Here is a 19086-nt window from a genome sequence, read left to right as displayed (position 1 = left end):
TCCGCCGGATCCACGTCGGACTTCGGATGCGAAGGGCCGTCCCAGCCCTCAGGGGAGCGGCACGGTGCTCTTGGCGCGGTCGCCGGCGGGTCCGGGCGCCCGGCGACCCGGGGCGATGTGTCCCCACAGCTTCCGTGCGGCACGGGCGCAGCCGTCACCGGCGCGGACCAGGAAACCGGTGGGCAGGAAGACGGCGTCGCAGACGATGATGATCAGCGACATGAAGGGGATGCCGATGAGGATCCCGATGCCCGCGTGCTCCAGCGTCAGGACCGCCAGCATGATGTTCTTGGCCCTGCGGTTGAGGAGCGTGAAGGGGAAGGATGCCTGCGCCAGGACCGTGCCGTAGGTGAGCAGGAAGACCACCAGCATGCTGGACGAGAGGAGATCGCTGAGCCACGGCCACGGGCGGTAGTAGTCCAGGTGCAGTGCGTAGTAGACGGCGGTGCCGTCCTGCCACCGGGAACCCTGGATCTTGTACCAGCTCGACGTCAGGTAGATCAGGCAGACCTGCCCGGCCACCACCAGCATGGCGCAGTTGTGCAGCATGGCGGCGGCGTCGTCCAGCAGGGCGCGGGTCCGGTGCCAGGGGAACCGGTTCGCCGCGTACCAGAGCCCCTGGGCGCCCCAGAGCGTCCAGAAGAACACGGACCAGGCATCCACCCGGGTTCCGTAGGCCCACAGCAGGAGCAGTCCGAGCAGTTGCCACATCGCCATGCCCGCCCGTCGGCAGCGGGCCTGCGGTTCGTAGCGCCGGTTGCGGCGCGCGTCGAGCGCCCAGACCGCTCCGCAACGGACGAACACCAGGTAGATCGCCAGGAGGTGGACGGCGTTGTCGCCGCCGTCCATGACGAAGGGGTTGCGGGCATGAATGGACAAGACGCCGACCATGAACAGCACGGAGGTCCCGCGGGTGCGCCAGCCGAGCATCAGCAGCACGGCTACAACGATCGTGGCGTGGTAGACCAGTTCGAACCACCACCGCCCGTTCCACCACATCAGCACGGAGAAGGCGTGGTTCTCGGCGAGCACCGAGCCGGCCATTTCCCACGACCAGGGGCTCCGGTCGCCGAACAGCACCCGGCGGTGGGGCCACTCCCGCAGCAAGCCGGCGGCGACGACGAAGGCCAGCCCCATCCGCAGCACAGCGGCCTGATGGGGCACGTGGACCCGGGCGGCCCAGGCGACGAGTGCCGCCATCCGGCCGGGGAGACCCGTGTCGGGCGGGGCGGCGGCCTCCGCGGGTGGGGTCGCAGGGGCGGCGGGTGAGGGCACCCGGGCTGGGCCGGTGTCGGCCGGGCGGGCGGGCGCGGGGAGAGCCGAAGCCCTGTCAGTGGTCTCGAAGTGCACGTCAGAGCCCTTGGTAGTCCTGGTCCTGTACCCGCCACCAGGGCAGCACCTTGGCCGCGGGTCGGTCAGTGGTGGTGGGCAGGGAAGCCCAGGGCGGCGGTGGCATCGGGTCGAACCGGACCCGGAGCTGCAGACCGGTGATTCGCCGCCCGCGTTGCTGAGGCACGAGGCGTTGCAGAGCGGTGCGCTTCAGGTTCTCTGCCATCAGCCTGGCCTGCTGGGGATGCCCGGTCAGCCGGTCGTGCCAGAGCGTGTAGTAGTCCCAGGCGTAGGGGAGGAGGTCCTGGTCCGCGCGTCCGGGCAGGAGGTTGCCCCGGATGGCGGCGATGTCGGGGGCCGTGAGGTCGGCCCAGCCGCCGGTGTGGCGGGCACGGGTGCCGTTGACCGTTCTGACCCGGGCCTCGATCACCGTGTTCGCCTGCGGCGGATCCGGGGCGAACAACTTCCAGTTCTGTTCCAGCTCCGGATGGACGTGGTCGGCGATCCGCTGCGGATAGTGCTTGCTGAGGGCGTTCGGCGGGGCGACGCTCAGCGAGACCGCTCCGAGGTGCCACGCCGCGGCGCCGAGCAGCACGGTTCCGAGGGCCGCGAGCACGGCCAGTGAGGAACGGGACCGCGCCGCCAAGGCGCGGTTGTCCTGCTGCTTCACCCTGCTCCTTGGCATCCTGCTCAACGCCTCAGACCGGCTTCGGCACCGGGACCTTGCCCACGGGTGCGGGCGCGGGGTTGAAGGTGATGCCGCTGCGGGTGTCGCAGTCGTTGCGCTGGCGCGCCTCGCCGGAGCCGACGTTGACGCACCGTGCGCCGGTCCCCTTGGCGGGGTCGTGGGTGGGGAAGGGGGAGAAGACGGTGCCTGCTCCGGAGAAGGGCCACTCGTAGCTCTCGGCATGGCCCGCGGCGCCACCGTATTCCAGGGCTCCCACGGCCACGACGACTACGCCCAGTACGCGGAACGACTTTTTCATCGGGCGGCTTTCTTGTCGGGAACGGATGACTTTGCCGCTGTAGCGTCCAGTGACACCGGGTACCGGCCGGGGAACGACACCCGAGCGGATGGTGTGTTCACCCGCTCGGCGGAACACAGCCGCGCGGCCCGACGGCGGCTCACAACCCCTCGTAGTCCCGCTCCCTCACCGGCCACCAGGGAAGTGCCCGGTAGAGGGGGCGGCGGGCGGTGGCCGGCCCGCTGTCCCACGGCGGCGGAGGCACCCGGTCGGTCCGGCACCGGACCTGCAGGCCGGTGATGTGCTCTCCGCCGAGCCGCCACATCAGGCGTTGCAGCACCGCCCGTTTGAGGTGCGCGGTCGACAGTTCGGCCTCCGAACCGGAGGCGGACTCTCGGCGTGGCGCGTGCCACACCTGGTAGAAGGACCATGCCATCGGGAGGACATCCTCGTTCGCATGGCTCGGCAGCCTGCCCCTCATCGCGGCCAGGTCGGCGGAGGTGAGGTCCAGCCACCGTCCCGTTCGGACGGCGCCCTCGCCTGCGGTCGCCCGTACTCGGGCCTCGACCCTGATGGTCTCCTGGGGCGGATCGGGTGCGAAAAGCTTCCAGTTCTGGTCCAGCTCAGGATCGACGTAACCGCCGACCACCGACGCATATCGGTGGCTGACGTGGTTCGGTGGCACGGTGGCCAGGGCGATCGCGGTGAAGTGCCAGCCCACGGCAGCGAGCAGGACGGCGCCGAACGCCCCCAGCGCGGCCAGGGACGAACGGTGCCGCACCACCGGGGCACGGGCACCGCCGGGCTGCTGCTCCATGATGCTACTCCTCGCCATCTCCATACCGGCGGACAGAGCGGGCCGCGGGGCGCAGTGCCTCGCCGAGGCCGTCCTGCTCCCACCAGAAAACGCACCTGCGCCGGTAGCTTTCCCGCGATGGGCACGGCCGGTGGGGCGACACGTCCTCATCACCCCGGATTGCCCCGGTTGGAGTAATGCGGGTGATGGTCTGGCCGACCCGCCGCAGGGGGCCGGGCGGCGCCACAGCCTGGACGCCCACCTGGAGCGCTGAGCCGCGAAGGGTGTCATTACTGCCGCATGGCGGCTGACCTGGAGCTTTGCGATGGCCCGCATAGGGGCATGATCAGTGATCGTGGGCCTGCGACTGCTCTACCTGATCTTCTGCCGACTGCTGGGATGCTTCCTCCTGCTGGGCCGTTCGTCCGCTGCGAGCAGCGCGGAGATCTTCGCGCTTCGCCACGAGGTCGCCGTCCTACGCCGACAGGTTGAACGGCCTCGGCTTTCGTGGGCCGATCGTGCCGTACTCTCCGCTCTCGCACGGGATCTGCCATCCGGCTTGCGCCGCCACCGGCTCGTCACCCCAGGCACACTGCTGACCTGGCATCGCCGTCTGGTGCGCTGGAAATGGCGCCAGACCCCGGTCGGCCAGTTGGTCTCCGAGAGAGCTACGGCGGTACAGGACCTGCCGTCCGTGGCGCGCCCGGGTGACCAGGCCCGTGGCCGAGGCCACCGCGATCGCCCTGGACGCCCACCCGGACCTGGACGTGACATCCGCCGTGCCTTCCGGTGCCCCAGCACCTGTGCTGCTGGCCGAGGCCGAGCATGCTCACACGGTGGTGCTCGGCGCCAAGGGCCGGGGCGGCTTCGGGAGCCTACTGCTTGGTTCGGTGGCCTTGCAGGTCGTTGGCCACGCAGCCGTCCCCGTGGTCATCGTCAACCACATCACCACCGGCCATCGTCACATTGTCGTCGGCGTCGACGGGTCGGAGTACTCCAACGCCGCTCTGGCCTACGCCTTCCAACAGGCGTCCCTGCGCGCCGCCCAACTGCAGGCCCTGCACGCCTGGAGTCCCCCGGTGCCTCATGCGGTGGTCAGCGCTGCCCAGGACGCCATGGCCAAGGAGCACCAGGAGGCCCTGGAAGAGTGGCTGGCCCCGCTGCGCGAGGACTATCCCGACGTGGAGGTGGTGGAGCAACTCCCTGATGAATCACCGGTCCTCGCGCTCGCCCGTGCCTCCGACCGGGCCGATCTCCTGGTCGTCGGCTCCCGTGGACGCGGTGGCTTCCGCGGCCTGGCTCTCGGTTCCGTCAGCCACCACCTCCTGCTGTTCTCCCTGTGCCCTTTGGCAGTCGTTCGCCCACGCACCCGGACCGCCCCTGCCTGACAGCCGAATAGCCCCCCGGGGCCCTTGGGACGCCGGATGCCACGCCGGTACCGACAAGCAAGCCTGACCCAATCGCCGTTCCACGGTAGCTCCGCCGAGGCGGCGGATGGCCGACCAGGCCCGGGACGATATCGGCTGCGGTCAGCACCCCGGCGAGACGTCCGTCATCGTCCAGCACCGGTAGGGCGTCGGCTTCGGTGCAGGTCATGAAGTCGGCTGCGTAGCGTACGGTCTGCTCCGTTTGGACGAGCGCCGGTCTGTGGCCGGCAGGAGTTCATCCCCACGCAGGCCGGACAGCGAAGCCACTGGTGGCGCACAGGCGACCGCCATGTCGGCCCTGCCCGGCAGGCCGGCACAGCAACCGCCGGATGCACGACGGGGAGGTGACGCGGGAGCCGGAAATCGCTCCATCAACTCCGATGCCACGAGCGCGGTTGCGTCGACAGCGATCGTGACCGCGGCAGGCCGGATCAGACGGCGACCGTCCGCGCCAGGACCTGCTCATCGTGGATCTCCCCCAACTGCTGTTCCGTGGCCGCCTCCCTTCCTTCTCATGCTTGTGTGTGCGGGCCTCGTGCTTGTGTGGCGGGTGTCTCCGCGGCGTCATGGGGAGGGCGTCGGCTTCCCTGCCGCGACGGGGTAGTGGCCGTCCGGCCGCTGTTGCCGTGGGAGTACGACGAGGACCACGGGCCCCTCGACGATCTCGCGGGTGGTGAGCCTGCCAGGGTCTCCAGCGCCTCGCGTGGTCACGCAGCAGAGCCACGGCACGTTCCAAGGCGTGCCGCACCGGGCGGGCGATCTCCTCGTCGACCACGTGCTGGGTCTGCTCTGAGCAGGGCCCGGTGCAGCGTGCCCTCGGTGCTCTCGCCGCCGAGGCAGCCGGGGCGCCGGAGCCGTATCCGACGGGCCGAGGGCCGGGGACAGTCCGAACTCGCGGACCATACGGGCGGCGATCTGGGGGGCGCCGACCAGGTCGTCGACGGCTCCGGTCGAGCCCTCGCCCAGGACAGCCGGCGACGTCCTCGAAGCGGGTGGTCGGCCGCTCAGTCTCGATGATCTTGGCTCGGGCCCGCCCGATGGCGCTGAGGCCGCCCGCCCAGTGTCCGGGCCGCCCGCCGGCCGCTCCACAGGAACAGGGCCCCGTCGCGGTCGTCCGCCCACGCCCCGAACCACCCCTCCCTGACAGCACGACGCAGTCAAACGCCCATGGCGTTGCCCCATTCGGCGTAAGTCCGCTGGCCGTCGGCGGTGCTGACGACCACGCTCGACCCGGTGGGCCATGCTCACGTCAGTCGCCTGCCGCTCACCGTCGGCGGGCCGGAAAAACATACCCGTACGAGGAGACCGCCGTCATGGAAATGCCCGTCGTGACCGAGTGCACAGTCGAAGACTGCGCCTACAATCGGGACCGCGCCTGCCACGCTATGGCCATCACCGTGGGGGACGTTCGGCACGCACACTGCGACACCTTCTTCACCGCCCGGGCCAAGGGCGGCGACCCGTCCGTCACCGGCCGGGTCGGCGCCTGCAAGATGTCCGACTGCCGGCACAACGTCGCCTTCGAATGCCATGCCCCCGGCATCACCGTGGGCTACCAGCAGACCGGGGTCGACTGCCTGACCTACGCACCCGCCTGAGCCCCCACGGGCATCACCAGATACCGACCGAATGCTGTGGCGCACGGTCATCGGCTGCGCCGCTGCGCGGCGGCCGCCGAGCAGCAAGCCGGGGCTCGCACCTGGATCAGGACACCGTAACGGCACGTACGGACTTGCATGAGCCTGGCGGTTACGGGGACCCGAGGCTCACCCTCGGCATTCCGAACGACCGGAGAGGCGAGCCGATGACCGACATCCAAGGCTTGCTGGGCAACGAGGCCAAGCACCAGCTGACCTATACGCCGACCGCCACACGGCCGAAGGAGCCCTGCCGGTTCTGCTCCCCGCCGCGGACCACGATGACCGGGCACACGGCGCTGGCGCCCACCGTGAGGCTGACGGTCCCAGCAGGATGTCGCGTGCGGCAGCCCGGACACGGCGTCGGTGATCAGCACGTCGCTCGACACCGTCACTTCTGGATGGCGCAGCCGGGCGCGTTCCGCGCAGGACCGGTGATGTGCCCATCGCTTCACCCGGACTCTCGCCAGGGGAAACTCGGCCCAGATTGCACCGTGTCGATTCACGACGATGGTGGAGTGAGGGGCTGGGAGAAAGAGCGGGGTGTCGCTACCCGCGTCGCCACCACGGCCGTCTCATCGGCGTGATACGAGCCAGCCTCCGCTTCGAGGTCAAGGTGAAGGGAAGACGATTGTGGTTGGGAGGACCGGCGTTTTCGGCGCCCTGACCAAGGAGCATCGCGAGCAGCTCATGTCGCTCGCTCGTGAGGTCTCGTTCGAGATCGACGAGCGCATCTTCAACGAGGGCGGCGATGCCGACCGCTTCTGGATCATCCACACGGGCACCGTCGCTCTCGACGTTCGCGTGCCCGGCCGCCGCGCAGCGGTCATCGAGACCCTCGGTGCCGGCGAACTGCTGGGCTGGTCCTGGCTGGTCCCTCCCTATCACTGGCACATGGGAGCCCAGGCCAGCAGTCCGGTCCGTGCCTACGAGTTCGACGCGGCCGCGGTCCGTGAGCTGTGCGGAAAGGATCCGGAGCTGGACAACGCGCTCTTGACGTATGTCGCTGGAGTGATCGCGGGCCGACTCAGGTCCGCCCGGGTGCGCCTACTCGACCTGTACGCGCCCCACGGCGCGGGCGAGGTGCCCTGACGAGGCGAGACGAGGAGACCTGAAGTGCCTGAGACACCGCACATCGTGAGCGATGTGATGACCCGGACGGTCGTAGCCGTGGGACGCGACGCGCCACCAGGTGGCCCAGCGCCGGTTCGTCGTCAATGCCGGCACCTTCCGGCAGCTGATGCGCTGGTGCGAGCAGTGGCCTGAACGCCGCTTCGCCATCGAAGGCGCCCGCGGCCTGGGCCGCACGCTCGCCCAGCAGCTGGCTGCGGCGGGCGAGGACGTGGTGGACGTGCCCTCCACACTGTCGGCTCGCGCCCGGCTGCCGGCCACCGGCGGAGACCGCAAGACCGACGCCGCGGACGCCCTCCACGTGGCCCAGGTCGCCCTGTTCGGGGATGACTTGCGGATCGTCGTGCCCGGGGACCAGACCACCATCCTTCGGCTTCTGACCGAGCGGCACGACGACCTCGTCCACGAACGCACTCGTGTCCTGAACCGGCTGCATGCCGTCTTGCGTGACCTGGTGCCCGGCGGCGCTCCTACGGGCTGCCCGCCGACAAGGCCGCCGCCGTCATGAAGAGCATCCGGCCCATGACCGCCACCGACGCCTGCCGCCGGGACATCGCCCGCGATCTGCTGGGTGACCTGCGCCGTCTGGACCGGCAGGTCAAAGACAACGAGCCTGACATGCGCGACGCGCTCGCCGCGGCCCGCACCACGCTGATGAACCTGCCGGGCCTGGGCACCGTGCTGGCTGCCAAGGTCATCGGCCACGTCGGCGACGTCAGCCGCTTCCCCACCGAACACCACTTCGCCAGCTACACCGGCAGCGCGCCGCTGGACGCTTCCAGCGGCAACAACCTCCGCCACCGGCTCAACACCGGCGGCAACCGGGCACTCAACTCCGTGCTGCACATCATCGCCGTCTGCCAGATCCGCGACCGCGGGCGCGGACAGGAGTGCTACCTGCGAAAGATCGCGGAAGGGAAGACGCCCGCGGAGGCCCTGCGCTTGCCGAGAATGTCATCCGCCCTGGTGGGAGGCGGTGCGCGCGGTGTACCGGAGGTCGACCGGCGAAGTCGCCAAAACAGGCGCTCTCGCGAGGCTGGCACTCACCGCGGCAAGATGATCGACCGTGCTGCTGAGACTGGCTAACCTCGGCGTGACGAACGCGTTCGCGATGCTTCGCCTGCTGCCGATGACCGACCGGGACAAAGACGCGGAGATCCTCGCCCCTGCGCCACCAGATCACCGTGCTGGAACGCCAACTCGGCAAGGACAAGGTCCGGTTCACGCCCAGCGATCGGGCATTCCTGGCGGCGCTGCTGCACCGGCTGCCACTGCACGTCCTGCGAAGATTACGGCTGCTCGTACGCCCTGACACGGTGCTGCGTTGGCACCGCACCCTCGTCGCACGTCGCCACGCCTCCTCCTGCCGACCCAACGCCCGGGACGACCACGCACCGTACGCTCCATCCGCATCCTGGTCCTGCGGCCGGCTCAGGAGAACCCGAGCTGGGGGTACAGACGTCTGCACGGCGAGCTGCTCGTGCTGGGGGTGAAGGTAGGCGCGCCCACCGTCTGGGAGATCCTGAAGAAGGCCGGCATCGACCCAGCACCCGAGCGGAACTCCCGTACCTGGGCCACCTTCCTTCGCAGCCAAGCTGATGCCCTGCTGGCCTGCGACTTCATGGAAACAGTCACCCTGTCGGGGATGCGGATGTACGTGCTCGTGGTGATCGAACACGGCAGTCGCCGGATCCGCATCCTGGGCGCCACCGCGCATCCGAACGCATCCTGGGTAGCGCAAGCGGCGAAGAACCTCGTCATGGACCTCGAAGACCTCGACTGCCGCGCACGGTTCATGATCCGAGACCGGGACGGGAAGTTCCCCGACCTCTTCGATGCCGTCCTCAAGGACGCGGGGATCGACGTCGTCCTCAGCGGCATCCAGATGCCACGAATGAACTCGATCACGGAGCGCTGGATACAGACCTGTCGCCGCGAGCTCCTGGACCGGACATTGATCTGGAACCAGCGACATCTCCTCCACACTCTTCGCGAGTTCGAGCAGTTCTACAACGGACACCGACCACACCAGGGCATCGCGAACGCCAGGCCACTGCACCCCTTGCCCCCGCCGATCGACGATCCCGACGCGTTAGCCCGCCTCGACATACGCCGACACGATCGCCTCGGCGGCATCCTCCACGAATATCAACATGCGGCGTGACCTGCACGGATGCGGTTTACGGCAAGGGCAGGGTCTTCGTATCGCTCCCAGGTACCTTGCCCACTCGCGTGAAGACTCGCAGCACCCGGCCCTCCTCCGCGTGCTGAAGAATCGCCCGGTTCCCTGTGCCGGCGGTGCCTTCGAAGGTCTGGTCACCGGATTTACCCGCGCCGGTGTACTCGAAGACGGCTCCCAGCTCGTCTTGCTCCGCCAACCAGCCATCGTAGTAGCCCACTTGCTCGCCCACATCCGGGTCTGAGTAGAGGTTGACGCTGTGCTTGCTCATCGAGGGGCAGATCCCGCCTTGCGGACTCCCCCCGAACACTGCACGAATCTGAGCCCGCGTGCGGACATCACCAGGGTTGATCACTTCAGCACTAGCGGTCATGAGTTGACGTTAGATCACCGCACTGACAGCGCTGCCAGCATCGCGCCAAGGAGCCAACTTGCCTGCTGGAACATGGGAGGCGCACGGGGCCTCCGATGCCACCGACAGCCGAGGAAGCCGGCACGAACACCGTCCACCCGCTCCTCGCCCCAGTTCAGTTGCCGCTGGGATCACCGGGCGACGTTCTGCCGACGGGTCGCCACCACGTGGCGAACTCGCGCAGCGACTGCATCCGGTACCTCATGCTCCCAGAAGCGCAAAACAGCCCAGCCCAAGGCGCTCAGGTGCTCCGTGGTCTCGCGATCTCGCAGCACGTTGCGCTCCAGCTTCGCCCGCCACCAATCAGCATGCTTCTTCGGACTGGTCGCATGGCTAGGGCAGCCGTGCCAGAAGCATCCGTCAAGGAGGACGGCGACCTTCTGTCTGGTAAAGGCAATGTCGATGCTTCGGCGAGGCAGGCCAGGCACCGGGATGTGGATTCGATAGCGTAGCCCGGCCCGATGAAGGATCCGTCGAACGGCCAACTCCTGGAATGTGTCACGGCCAGGCTGCAGACTCATTCGGGCGGTAACGGCGGGAGACGAGGGCAAGGGAGAGGCCATAGCCCCAGTTTCTCCCATCCGCCCCGAGCTGTGGTTTGTTGGACCAGGGAGTAGGGGTTGAGGTGGTGTCCTCTGCTGACCGCGTCGAGCAGGGCCTGCAGTTCGGGAGGTGGGGGCGTGTCGGACCATGCCCGCCAACAGCGTCGCAACGCGGTCGAGGTGGTAAGCCAGCTGCGGACTGCGAGCAGTGCCCGCGGCCAGTAGGGCAGAAAGGGCTGTTGGGGTAAGCGTGGGCCCCCACTCTGGCCGCCCGGTGGGGTCGGCGTTGGGGACGAGCTCGGGGTTCGGGTCCGGATCAGGCTGGCTGGTCCAGGTGTCCCAGCAGAAGGAGAAAGCGCGGTTGACCAAGGTCTGGTGGCGGCGGATGACGGTATCGGAACGGACCTGGAAGTCGGCCCAGCCCGAAGGCGCCAAGGCCACCGGCGAGACCCGAGAACCATGACGTGCCTCACGGCAACCCGCAGGGTGACCAAGGCAACGACGGGGACAGCCGCAAGACCGTGAAACAGTCCCCGCAGCACTACCTTCCGAATCGAAGCTCGCAGATCTCGTACTTGATCGTTGTCTTGGCTATGTGTCCCCGGCAGGGACGGCTCGTGCGATCCAGCCCCGTCCAGCACCGCCACGAAAACGAAGTTACGGTGACTCTATAGGCCCGTTCAAGGTGGCGAGTTGCTGCTGGACGCGGAGCGCATCGCCCTCGCGATGTTGCGCCTCATACAGTTCGAGCGCTTGTTGCCACGTTCGGCGGGCCTGGTCTTTGTCGTGGATGGCGTGGGTGTGGCCGAGGTGGTCGAGCGTGTCTGCTTGGGCTGATGTGTCGCCGAGGTACCGGTAGTGGCTGAGGGCCTGCTGGTAGTGCTCTGCCGCCTGGTCGTGCTGGCCTGTGTGGTGAGCGATGTAGCCCAGGCTGATCAGGGTTCTTGCTTCGCCGCTCCGGTCTCGTCCGTTACGGCACCGGTCCAGGGCCTGGGTACAGTACTGGTGAGCCTGTTCATAGTTGCCGAGTCTTGCTGTGTACCAGCCAACTTCGTTGAGGGCGTGGGAGCCACTGACTTTGACGCCGAGTTCCTCGTATAGCCGCAACGCCTGCTGAACGTGCTCCAGCGCCCGCTGGTTGTCGCCCTGTTGTTCCCACGCCACAGCAACGGCGCGATGGGTGTGTGCCTGGCCGAGGTAATCACCGTCCCGCTCCGCGCCTGCAAGACCTTCCTCCAGGAAGGCAAGGGCTTCGTCATGCTGCCCGAGTTGTGCGCAGGCACGGCCAAGGTGCCGGTACGAGCGGGTGCGGGTGTGCGGATCGTCGAGGTGCTTTGACGCTTGCGCACCAGCCTTCCACGCGGTCAGGTTGTCGTGAAGGTGCCCTTGCCTAAGCTGGAACGTGGTGAGTGTCCACGCCAACTGCCACACTGGTGCATGCCATGCCTTTTCCACGGCCATGTGCTGGATGGCCATCAGGTTGGCGCGTTCGGCGTTGAACCATGCCATCGCCTCACTGGCATCGGCGAGTGGCTGTGGCTGGCACCCGTCGGGAAGCTCACCGAGCTCGATCGAGGCGTGGTGCCGGGCAATGAGCCGGTCCGCGGCGTGCGCGGTGTGCGTGCTGAATTCAACCAGGCGCTGCAATGCCAGATCGCGTTCACCAGCAGGCTGGTCTTGGCACACCTGGTCGGCTGCGTACACCTGGACAAGGTCGTGCATCCGGTATCGGCCCGCAGCATGCTGTTCCACCAGGGAGACTCGCTCCAGCGCGCGCAGCACAGTCCTTACCCGCGCCACCGGCAAACCCACGAGACTGGCGGCAGCGGGCACACTGATGTCCGGGCCGGGAGCCAGCCCCACCATGCCGAACACCATGGCCTGCTCCGGTGTCAATGCCTGGTAAGACCACGACAACACCGTTCTCAGGCACGCCATCGGCGCCCCGATATCCAGCGCCCCCAGCCGCGAGGAAGTATCGCACAGCTCGGCGGCCAGCTCCGCGAGAGGAACGTGAGGCTCCAGAACCGCCCGGCTGGCAACGATGCTCAACGCCAACGGCAACCCCGCGCACCACTGGACCAGCTCCGCTACCGCAGCCGGTTCCGCCGCCACCGATCAGCTGCAGCAGCTCGGGCTCGTCGTTGGCGACCCGCCGCGACAACAGCGTCTTGCCGTCTGTGTCCAGGGCGAGGCCGTGATGGTGGCCCTTGCCGCTGTCGATCCCCGCCCATATCCGACTCATCGTGCTCCTGACATGTGTGTTCGCTCTGTTCGTGCCCCGGACGACCTCGCCGGCATTGCTCTACGCAGCGGCTTGTTCGCATTTCCTAATCGGCGGCCGAGTCGTCGTGGGGCGCTGGGCGGCGAAGCCAGATTAGCCACGAGACGGCAGCCGCCTGATAGCCACACCCAGCACCCCTGGGCGACCCAACCCTACGAATGGCTCGGTCAACCCGACCAAGAAGGTAGAGCCGCCTGATCAACCCCCGAAGGACTTCCAGCGCCAACCACTTAGCGCTACCACGAGCCGGTGCCGGGAGTGCCGCCGTCGGCGATCGTGACGGTCCGGCCGACGGCGGCATCGAGCCGCACCCACGCGCTGCCTCTGGCTGGTCAGTCGACCCCAAGGGCAGCGATGACATCGTCGCTACCTTCGGCTGGCTGTCGTCGTCACGATGACGTCAACGGGCCAACTCGACCGTGATCTCCGCGTCCGGACAGCCAGCCGCGACCTGCTGGAGTACCGCCACCTCGGCCGGGTCCGCTGAGAGGCGCCAGCGTGTTTTCACAGCTGCCCAGTCCTCTACGTACCGGCAGTGTGCGTCGGGATCTGCTGGCAACCAGGTAGATGGGTCCTGGTCAGCCTTCTGCCGGTTCTGCTGCGCACTCACCGCGTCCAACGCCCGGCTGTCACCCAAGTCGTTCGCGTAGTCCTGCCGCTCCTGCGCCGTCCATGCCGACGCTCCAGCTGGCGGGGAGCGTCATTCGCAACGTGCGGTATTCCGCTGAGAACCCGTCCGTGAACTCAGCAGGAGGGGGCGTGGGGGCGGAGAGAGCCGTGTCCGTTCCGGCTATCGCTGCATGTAGCCCTCTCTCAGTGGGCCGCCGATGAGATCGAGGATCCGCTCCACCGCGGCCGCGAGTGATGCCGTGTCGCCGCGTTCGGCCACGCGTTGATGGCCGTCCAGCAGGGCTCTGCCGCGTGCGGGATCCGCGCTGAGGAGTCTGCGGGGCAGCCACTTGCCAATGCCTGTCCAGGCTCCGTGGTGGGCGGTGAGGAGATGCGCGGCTTCGCGCAAGGTGTGGTCGGCCAGGGCAAGCTGTTCATAACGGTTGGTCGACGGGGTGTCGAGCAAATCGTCCATGAAGCAAGTGAGGAGGTAGCGGCCTCGCTCCCATTCGGCGGGGGTGAGGGCGATGGGGCCCTTGGCGAGTAGCGCTCGGGCCTGTGTGCGTGAGCGGTCCACATCGCCGTGGAGGTCCAGCAGGGGCAGCCCTTGGTCGTAGATGAAGAGGAGAGTGCCTCGGCGGTTGCCTCTGTTGTGCTCCAGAGCCTGCTGGATGTCCGCGGTGGTGTGGATGAACAGCTCGGCCAGCCGACCGGCGTGGCGGATGACTTCGCGGCGGCTGGTGTCTGAGTCGGGCAGGAGGACAGCCACGTCCAGGTCGCTGCTTGGCGAGGTGCGGCCTTGCGCGGCTGAGCCGCCGAGAATGGCGCCCACGGCATGCGGGAAGCGGTGCGTGACCAGGCGCAGAGCTTCAGATGTTAAGCCGTCTTGATCATTCATGAGTGTTGATCGTGCCAGCCTTGGTCAACCGGGACCAGCCTCAACTCCTTGTACCGCTGCCGACCGATGCTTTCCACCTTGGGTATGACGGCCATGACGGTGCCCTGCGGTCCAAGGCGCCGGACTCTCCTAGCCAACGGCGAACCCCTCTCACACTGAAGCATCACCCTTCCAATTCTGCAGCGACTTGTAGCTGAATATCCTCGGAGTGCGGGTTCACGGAAGGGCTCTGAGCACCGTTGGCGCGGGCTGCGAGGTAGGCGGTCCAGTCGGTGCCGGCTCGGCGGCGCCACTGCGCGGCGGTGATCGGGTGTAGTCCGAGCACGGGCCCCAGGATCGCCGGAGGCAGCTCTTGGGCGAGAGCGACGAGGGCGGTGGTGCGGGCTGGGCGGTTGGGGATGTGGTGGGCGGCCAGATGGCGGCTGAGGACGGCTGCGGAGAGATGGGCGCCGGGGAGGTGTCCGGGGAACAGCCAGCCGGAAGGTGTGTTCGCGGCCCAGCCGGTGGCCGCGGGACGATCCACGAGGTCGGTCAGGAGTCGGGCGAGGGAGGCGGGCAGAGGGATGGGAGTGCGGTCGAGCGTGAGGAAGGTTGTCTCGTCTGCAGTGGACAGGGCGGCGGTCGTCAGCGCGGCAATTCTGGTGAGGTGCTGGCCGAAGAGCAGGAGAATTGCCCCCGCCACTCGGACGTCGAGTGGGAGGTCGGTGTCGGTCAGGCACTGGTGCAGGAGGTCCCACTGGGAGTCCTCATCTAGTCCGACCGGATAGGCCTTGGGGCGGTGTGGAACCTCCAGGGCCCGGGCATGGTGGCGGCGGTGAGCCCAGACGACGAAGTCGCGGACCTCATGCCGGGTCCCGGAACTCCCTGCGAGCCAGGCGTCGACTTGATGCTGGGTGACCTGTCCGATGGTCAGTTCGTGGACCGCCATCGTTATGAGGAAGTCCGCGGCGACGTTGATGCGGGTGTAGGCCCAGCGGATCCGGTGCTTCACCCCGCCGCCCCGGAGGCGTTGGTGGCGGCGGGCGCGGGGAAGCAGGGACCAGCGGACGTAGGAGCGGAGCAGGACCGCGTGATCGGGGTGGCGGGTGGTGACCCGGTCGAGGTGGCGGGTGATCCGGGCGGTGAGCTCGTCGCGTTCTGGGAGCACCTGGTAGGCGACGAGGAGGCCGCGCAAGTAGTCGGCGATCACCGCGTTGGATCGACTGCCGGCGGCAGTGGCGTCCAGGTCGGCGTGGGTGAGGGGGCGTCCGGTGGCGATGAGCTCCGCGAGCAGACGGGCGGAACGGGAGTTGCGCAGCCAATTCAGAGCTGTACCCGGTTCCGGGCAGTCGGCGAGGGCCGCACGCATGTGGGCGTACTGGCCGGTGTCGCTGTCGGGGGTGGCGTCGAACAGTGCGGTAAGTCGGTCCTCCACCGCGCATCGGTCGCACAGGTCGCGGACCTGGTAGGAGCGGGGCTCGCCGCATCGGGGGCAGGCGTAGCGGTCCGAGTGGCCAGCGCACGGGCCGCAGACGCGCCGGTGTTGAGAACGGGCGATGAGAACTCGGCGTCGCTCGCAGCTCGGGCAGATGGATGGCCGACGGCAGGCGTCGCCGTAGCAGCGCTGGCACACCGGCCCGACGGGCCACCTTGCGCATACCGGGGCGCTGGTCCGGCATAGGGCACAGGGGGTGTGCGGGCGGGGCCGACAGTTCGAGCACGGATCCGTCGCCGCGTGCCTTCCGCAATTCGAACAGACCCGGTCGGCGGCGAGTTGGATCCGGCGGCAGCTCGCGCAGGTCTTGCGAGTGGGTCGGGGGCCGATCTTCCCGCACACGCTGCACGGGCCGACGTCTCCTCGCGCCGCGAGAACGCCTTCGCAGCCGAGGCATACCCGGCCGCCGGGCACAGCCCGCCGCAGCGGCCGTACTCGCCCGCACCGCAGACACGCTGGTCTCCTCACCCCTGGCACCCCGGCCTCAGCCAAGGTGATGATCAAGGCCTGAACGGAGCGCGGTGCGGTGGAGTCGCCGCTGAGCAGCCCGTCCGGGTGCGCGGTCAAATGGGCCCGGATACGACCGCGGGCCGACGGCGTCAGCTCAGCCACAATCCGGTCCGCCTCCTGTGAAGGCAGCTCGGGAAGGTATCGGGTGATCAGCTGGGCAAGTTCAGTCCACGCCGGCCTCGCGGGGCCAGGACCAGTCACCGCTCGCCCGGGCGCCGCACCTGGACCCGGCGCGCCGGCGGTGCCTTCGATTCACTGGTGTTCTCTCCGGTCGCCGTCGGCTTGGCGACCTGGACGCGGACCTCGGTGACCGTGATCAGGTCGGCTGGTGTGACGTCGAGGATCCCGCACAGCGCGGCCAGGACGTCCATTGACAGCCGTTGCGGGGGTTGTGCGACCAGGCGATAGACCTGTTCGCGGGAGAGGTGGACACCGTAGTCGGCCAGGAGCGGGACCAAGTCGGTGGTCTGGTACATATCTCGCTCCGCCATCAACCGGCGCAGGTTCCACGTGAACCCCATGCGCTGCATCACCGCGGCATCAACACCCCTCCGTCACCGCGCTCCAGCTGCCGCTGGAGCGCGTCCTCGATCAGCCGGTTGCGGTACTCGTCCGACACCCAGGTGTACAACGCGGTCGTCGAAGCGTAGGCGTGCCCGACTTGTTCCTGGACGAACCTCTCGGGATATCCGTCCTCGGTCAGGTGCGTGATGTAGGAATGCCTTGTGTCCGCAGAGGCCGTGTGCGGTTGGGTTCGTGTGGTCATTGAGCTGGTGTGCTCTCGACGCCCCGTTCGTGACGATGACAGCAGCGCGTGTTGCATTCCAGCCTCGCTGGTGTTATGCAGTTCACTCTGTTGATCGCGGGCGAGCGGGCGGGACGCCGTTGCGGGAGCCCCGCGCCCTCGGTCAGCTCCAGATCATGCAGATCCGGCGTGCGAAGTTGACGTATCCGATGCGCTGGAAAGCGTTCGCCATGGGGGTGTTGCCGAGATCCGTGGCTGCCCGGATGCGGGGGACATCCTGCGCGCTGAGGATCCGGGTGCCTTCGGCAAGGATCTCGTCGATGTAGCCGTTGCCCCGATGTTCGGGGAGTACGGCGAGGTAGCCGATGACGGGGTTGTAGTCGTTGCGGGCCGGGGTGACGAACCCCACTGGCTCGCCGTCCGGCAGGGTCGCGATCCGCCACCAGTCCTGCGGGCTCCGGAAGTGCGCGAGTTCCTCCTCATAGTGTCTGGCCGCCGCTTCGCGGGGGGACATCCGGGTCAGGTTGTCCCTGCTGTGCGCGTCCAGCGTTCCGTCCAGGACCCGAGTCATCAGGGCGAGGATTTCCTCGGTGTCGCGGACCGGCCGGAACACCAGGCGCCCCTTCGGCTCGGGGAGTGGCGTCCCGGGACGCCACTCCAGAAGCAGCCGTTCGACGAACTGGCGGGCGCCGGTCCGTTCCAGGGCGAGCATGCGGTCCTCGACGATGCGCCCGATCACTCCGCCCTCGCACCAATCGGGTGGGACGGCTCGGTTGTACTCGGGTGGACGGGCGTCGGCTGGGACCACTGCGGCCGTGGCAGCCCGCAGCAGCCGCACGCCGATGTCCACGCGATCGCGATCCGCGCTGCTGTCGTCGATATCGAAAATGTCCAAAAGGAATGGTGTGTCGTCTCCAGCCCGACCCCACCATGCGACCCTGGCCAGTAGACGATCGCCGCGAAGGGCGACCCACATCCATTCCGGACGTCGGCGGCCGGCGGCAAGGTCGTCCGCCAGTTCCTCGTTGAGGGTGTAAGGCAGTTGGGAGAAGAGGACGAGTTCTTCGCGTCCGGTGATCGGACGCATGGTCAGGTCGTTCTGTTTCACGGTCAAGGCACGCTCCGGTGAAGGCGCCTGCCCGCTCCGGGGTCAGATGTGGTCCGCACCCCGGGAGGACACAAGCGCGGTGATCATGAGAATCATGGGCTTACCCCTCCTCTCGCTGTCGTGGCCCCTCACTCTCGTGGTGGGGGTTCCGCCGTAACGTCTAGCCAAGCGCCGCCCCGTCCGCAAGCCCTTTTCGATCACCCTGCGTCCGACAGTGCCCAGTGAATCCCGGTGTGTCAGCTGCATGTTCCGATTGCTGTGGTTCGCGGTGCGGGAAGCTGGCTCACGCGGCTTGTGCCGAGGGCGGCTTCGCGGAGTCGGACGATCTCTTCGTGCTGGGCGGCGAGCCGTGCCAGGGCCTGGGCGCGGAAGTCCATAAGCTCGTTGATCGTCTGTTCGGATCGGGTCAGCCGTTCCCTGAGCTTGGTGCTCTCCGCCTTGAGTCGGACGATCTGGGCTTCACGGGGGTCGGGGTTGTCTCCGGTCTGCTGCAGGGCCTGGCGGCGACGCTCGAACTCGGCACGGAGATGGGAGTAAGGACGGGTGCCATAGAAGGCCGTGCGGTCGACGCCCGCTTCGCGGGCGAGGGTCTTGATGTCGCACTTTCCGCCGGGCGGGAGCTCGCCGCGCAGGAGGCGGTCCATGGCGGCCCAGATGGACCAGGGTGGAGGGCGACACGGGCGGACCGGACCTGGCCTTCCAGGCCATGCTGCCCACGTCCGGCAACTGGCGGCTGTTCCTGCAGTTCCAGACCGGCGGCAAGCTGCATACCGCCGCACTCACCCTGCACGTCGGCTGACACGCGTCCCGCTGGGGGCGGCACCGTGGTGCTGTCCCCAGCGGACATCAATATGTCGTCGCTGACGGCGAGCTGGTGCCCAGCATGGTGCGCATCTGGGTGATCTCGGCGGTCTGGGTGGTGATGATGCTGGCGGCCATCTTCTTGGCCACTGCGCTTGCCGAAAATGTCATCCGCCCGGTCGGGGAGTCGCCGACCGGGACTGGCGCCTTGGCGGGCGTGCCACGATCCACGAGCCTGC

At 68.2% G+C, this 19086-nt stretch carries 21 protein-coding genes and 5 pseudogenes; 9 read left to right on the top strand and 17 right to left on the bottom strand.

The genetic code is table 11. The annotated features are described in order from the left end of the window. Positions 1–48: 48 nt before the first annotated feature. From AC4BEG_RS29240 to AC4BEG_RS29225, 4 genes are all read right to left on the bottom strand, one after another. Positions 49–1350 (bottom strand): HTTM domain-containing protein, encoded by a 1302-nt coding sequence (locus tag AC4BEG_RS29240; protein WP_490702697.1) that lies wholly within the window; start codon positions 1348–1350, stop codon positions 49–51. 1 nt (position 1351) lies between these two features. After that, a complete protein-coding gene (locus AC4BEG_RS29235) occupies positions 1352–1999 on the bottom strand; it encodes a DUF5819 family protein (RefSeq protein ID WP_490702696.1) in 648 nt (215 codons plus the stop codon). Between the two features lie 28 nt (positions 2000–2027). Beyond that, positions 2028–2315 (bottom strand): hypothetical protein, encoded by a 288-nt coding sequence (locus AC4BEG_RS29230; protein WP_490702695.1) that lies wholly within the window; start codon positions 2313–2315, stop codon positions 2028–2030. A 139-nt stretch (positions 2316–2454) separates the two neighbouring features. Beyond that, complete coding sequence (locus tag AC4BEG_RS29225) at positions 2455–3111, bottom strand: DUF5819 family protein (RefSeq protein ID WP_490702694.1); 657 nt, start codon at positions 3109–3111, stop codon at positions 2455–2457. A gap of 686 nt (positions 3112–3797) precedes the next feature. Here AC4BEG_RS29225 and AC4BEG_RS29220 point away from each other — a divergent pair. After that, on the top strand, positions 3798–4478 hold the full coding sequence (locus AC4BEG_RS29220; protein WP_490702693.1) for a universal stress protein: 681 nt from the start codon (positions 3798–3800) through the stop codon (positions 4476–4478). Here AC4BEG_RS29220 and AC4BEG_RS29215 read toward each other — a convergent pair. Further along, positions 4402–4686, bottom strand: a complete 285-nt coding sequence (locus tag AC4BEG_RS29215; RefSeq protein ID WP_490702692.1) for a hypothetical protein — start codon at positions 4684–4686, stop codon at positions 4402–4404. The genes AC4BEG_RS29220 and AC4BEG_RS29215 overlap by 77 nt on opposite strands. A gap of 1144 nt (positions 4687–5830) precedes the next feature. Here AC4BEG_RS29215 and AC4BEG_RS29210 point away from each other — a divergent pair. Then, positions 5831–6115 (top strand): DUF1540 domain-containing protein, encoded by a 285-nt coding sequence (locus tag AC4BEG_RS29210; RefSeq protein ID WP_490702691.1) that lies wholly within the window; start codon positions 5831–5833, stop codon positions 6113–6115. Between the two features lie 259 nt (positions 6116–6374). On the opposite strand, the pseudogene AC4BEG_RS29205 reads toward AC4BEG_RS29210, so the two are convergent. After that, positions 6375–6585: pseudogene (locus AC4BEG_RS29205) on the bottom strand (universal stress protein); the annotation flags it as partial. Between the two features lie 259 nt (positions 6586–6844). Here AC4BEG_RS29205 and AC4BEG_RS29200 point away from each other — a divergent pair. The 5 genes and pseudogenes from AC4BEG_RS29200 to AC4BEG_RS29180 all read left to right on the top strand — a co-directional run bounded on the left by AC4BEG_RS29200 (position 6845) and on the right by AC4BEG_RS29180 (position 9449). After that, the gene (locus tag AC4BEG_RS29200) at positions 6845–7246 is read left to right on the top strand and encodes a Crp/Fnr family transcriptional regulator (RefSeq protein WP_490707244.1); all 402 of its coding nucleotides are present in this window, start codon (positions 6845–6847) and stop codon (positions 7244–7246) included. A gap of 24 nt (positions 7247–7270) precedes the next feature. Beyond that, positions 7271–7342, top strand: a pseudogene (locus tag AC4BEG_RS29195) (CBS domain-containing protein); the annotation flags it as partial. Positions 7343–7346: 4 nt separating this feature from the next. Then, a complete protein-coding gene (locus tag AC4BEG_RS29190; RefSeq protein WP_490702690.1) occupies positions 7347–7793 on the top strand; it encodes an IS110 family transposase in 447 nt (148 codons plus the stop codon). Between the two features lie 14 nt (positions 7794–7807). Continuing rightward, positions 7808–8371, top strand: a complete 564-nt coding sequence (locus AC4BEG_RS29185; RefSeq protein ID WP_490702689.1) for a transposase — start codon at positions 7808–7810, stop codon at positions 8369–8371. After that, a pseudogene (locus tag AC4BEG_RS29180) lies at positions 8352–9449 on the top strand (integrase core domain-containing protein). Before AC4BEG_RS29185 ends, AC4BEG_RS29180 begins: the two are co-directional and overlap by 20 nt. Positions 9450–9465: 16 nt before the next feature. Here AC4BEG_RS29180 and AC4BEG_RS29175 read toward each other — a convergent pair. Both AC4BEG_RS29175 and AC4BEG_RS29170 read right to left on the bottom strand, forming a co-directional pair. Beyond that, positions 9466–9837, bottom strand: a complete 372-nt coding sequence (locus AC4BEG_RS29175) for an SRA domain-containing endonuclease (RefSeq protein WP_490702688.1) — start codon at positions 9835–9837, stop codon at positions 9466–9468. Positions 9838–10007: 170 nt separating this feature from the next. Next, positions 10008–10457, bottom strand: a complete 450-nt coding sequence (locus AC4BEG_RS29170; protein WP_490702687.1) for a very short patch repair endonuclease — start codon at positions 10455–10457, stop codon at positions 10008–10010. 295 nt (positions 10458–10752) lie between these two features. On the opposite strand from AC4BEG_RS29170, the gene AC4BEG_RS29165 reads away from it, so the two are divergent. Beyond that, positions 10753–10881, top strand: a complete 129-nt coding sequence (locus AC4BEG_RS29165; RefSeq protein ID WP_490702686.1) for a hypothetical protein — start codon at positions 10753–10755, stop codon at positions 10879–10881. Positions 10882–11075: 194 nt separating this feature from the next. On the opposite strand, the gene AC4BEG_RS29160 is transcribed toward AC4BEG_RS29165, so the two are convergent. The 8 genes and pseudogenes from AC4BEG_RS29160 to AC4BEG_RS29125 all read right to left on the bottom strand — a co-directional run bounded on the left by AC4BEG_RS29160 (position 11076) and on the right by AC4BEG_RS29125 (position 18690). Continuing rightward, positions 11076–12476 carry a tetratricopeptide repeat protein gene (locus AC4BEG_RS29160; protein WP_490702685.1) on the bottom strand — a complete coding sequence of 467 codons (1401 nt, stop codon included), beginning with the start codon at positions 12474–12476 and terminating at the stop codon, positions 11076–11078. Between the two features lie 55 nt (positions 12477–12531). Beyond that, positions 12532–12663 (bottom strand): annotated as a pseudogene (locus AC4BEG_RS29155) (IS110 family transposase); the annotation flags it as partial. 829 nt (positions 12664–13492) lie between these two features. Further along, positions 13493–14209: a nucleotidyltransferase domain-containing protein gene (locus tag AC4BEG_RS29150; protein ID WP_490702684.1), complete on the bottom strand. Its 717-nt coding sequence runs from the start codon at positions 14207–14209 to the stop codon at positions 13493–13495. Positions 14210–14372: 163 nt separating this feature from the next. Then, complete coding sequence (locus AC4BEG_RS29145; protein ID WP_490702683.1) at positions 14373–15623, bottom strand: hypothetical protein; 1251 nt, start codon at positions 15621–15623, stop codon at positions 14373–14375. A 767-nt stretch (positions 15624–16390) separates the two neighbouring features. After that, positions 16391–16726, bottom strand: coding sequence for a helix-turn-helix domain-containing protein (locus tag AC4BEG_RS29140; protein ID WP_490702682.1), 336 nt, complete (start codon positions 16724–16726; stop codon positions 16391–16393). Next, positions 16723–16917 (bottom strand): annotated as a pseudogene (locus AC4BEG_RS29135) (tyrosine-type recombinase/integrase); the annotation flags it as partial. The gene AC4BEG_RS29140 and the pseudogene AC4BEG_RS29135, both read right to left, overlap by 4 nt. A 184-nt stretch (positions 16918–17101) precedes the next feature. Continuing rightward, positions 17102–18025 carry a GNAT family N-acetyltransferase gene (locus AC4BEG_RS29130; RefSeq protein WP_490707243.1) on the bottom strand — a complete coding sequence of 308 codons (924 nt, stop codon included), beginning with the start codon at positions 18023–18025 and terminating at the stop codon, positions 17102–17104. Positions 18026–18282: 257 nt separating this feature from the next. Beyond that, positions 18283–18690, bottom strand: a complete 408-nt coding sequence (locus AC4BEG_RS29125; protein WP_490702681.1) for a hypothetical protein — start codon at positions 18688–18690, stop codon at positions 18283–18285. A gap of 20 nt (positions 18691–18710) precedes the next feature. On the opposite strand from AC4BEG_RS29125, the gene AC4BEG_RS29120 reads away from it, so the two are divergent. Continuing rightward, positions 18711–18845, top strand: a complete 135-nt coding sequence (locus tag AC4BEG_RS29120; protein WP_490702680.1) for a DUF8832 domain-containing protein — start codon at positions 18711–18713, stop codon at positions 18843–18845. A 47-nt stretch (positions 18846–18892) separates the two neighbouring features. Here the strand turns inward: AC4BEG_RS29120 and AC4BEG_RS29115 are convergent, their stop codons facing one another. Continuing rightward, a complete protein-coding gene (locus tag AC4BEG_RS29115; RefSeq protein WP_490702679.1) occupies positions 18893–19078 on the bottom strand; it encodes a hypothetical protein in 186 nt (61 codons plus the stop codon). Positions 19079–19086 lie beyond the last annotated feature (8 nt).

It is taken from the genome of Streptomyces sp. JLBJ103 (genome assembly GCF_058215575.1).
This window is presented reverse-complemented; position numbering and strand designations above follow the sequence as displayed.

Excerpts from the sequence above, each read along its gene's own strand:
- AC4BEG_RS29125 (WP_490702681.1), bottom strand. The coding sequence starts at position 18,690 with ATGGACCGCCTCCTGCGCGGCGAGCTCCCGCCCGGCGGAAAGTGCGAC.
- AC4BEG_RS29175 (WP_490702688.1), bottom strand. The coding sequence starts at position 9,837 with ATGACCGCTAGTGCTGAAGTGATCAACCCTGGTGATGTCCGCACGCGG.
- AC4BEG_RS29210 (WP_490702691.1), top strand. The coding sequence starts at position 5,831 with ATGGAAATGCCCGTCGTGACCGAGTGCACAGTCGAAGACTGCGCCTAC.
- AC4BEG_RS29230 (WP_490702695.1), bottom strand. The coding sequence starts at position 2,315 with ATGAAAAAGTCGTTCCGCGTACTGGGCGTAGTCGTCGTGGCCGTGGGA.
- AC4BEG_RS29130 (WP_490707243.1), bottom strand. The coding sequence starts at position 18,025 with ATGCGTCCGATCACCGGACGCGAAGAACTCGTCCTCTTCTCCCAACTG.
- AC4BEG_RS29150 (WP_490702684.1), bottom strand. The coding sequence starts at position 14,209 with ATGAATGATCAAGACGGCTTAACATCTGAAGCTCTGCGCCTGGTCACG.
- AC4BEG_RS29200 (WP_490707244.1), top strand. The coding sequence starts at position 6,845 with ATGTCGCTCGCTCGTGAGGTCTCGTTCGAGATCGACGAGCGCATCTTC.
- AC4BEG_RS29215 (WP_490702692.1), bottom strand. The coding sequence starts at position 4,686 with ATGACCTGCACCGAAGCCGACGCCCTACCGGTGCTGGACGATGACGGA.
- AC4BEG_RS29185 (WP_490702689.1), top strand. The coding sequence starts at position 7,808 with ATGACCGCCACCGACGCCTGCCGCCGGGACATCGCCCGCGATCTGCTG.
- AC4BEG_RS29225 (WP_490702694.1), bottom strand. The coding sequence starts at position 3,111 with ATGGAGCAGCAGCCCGGCGGTGCCCGTGCCCCGGTGGTGCGGCACCGT.
- AC4BEG_RS29170 (WP_490702687.1), bottom strand. The coding sequence starts at position 10,457 with ATGGGAGAAACTGGGGCTATGGCCTCTCCCTTGCCCTCGTCTCCCGCC.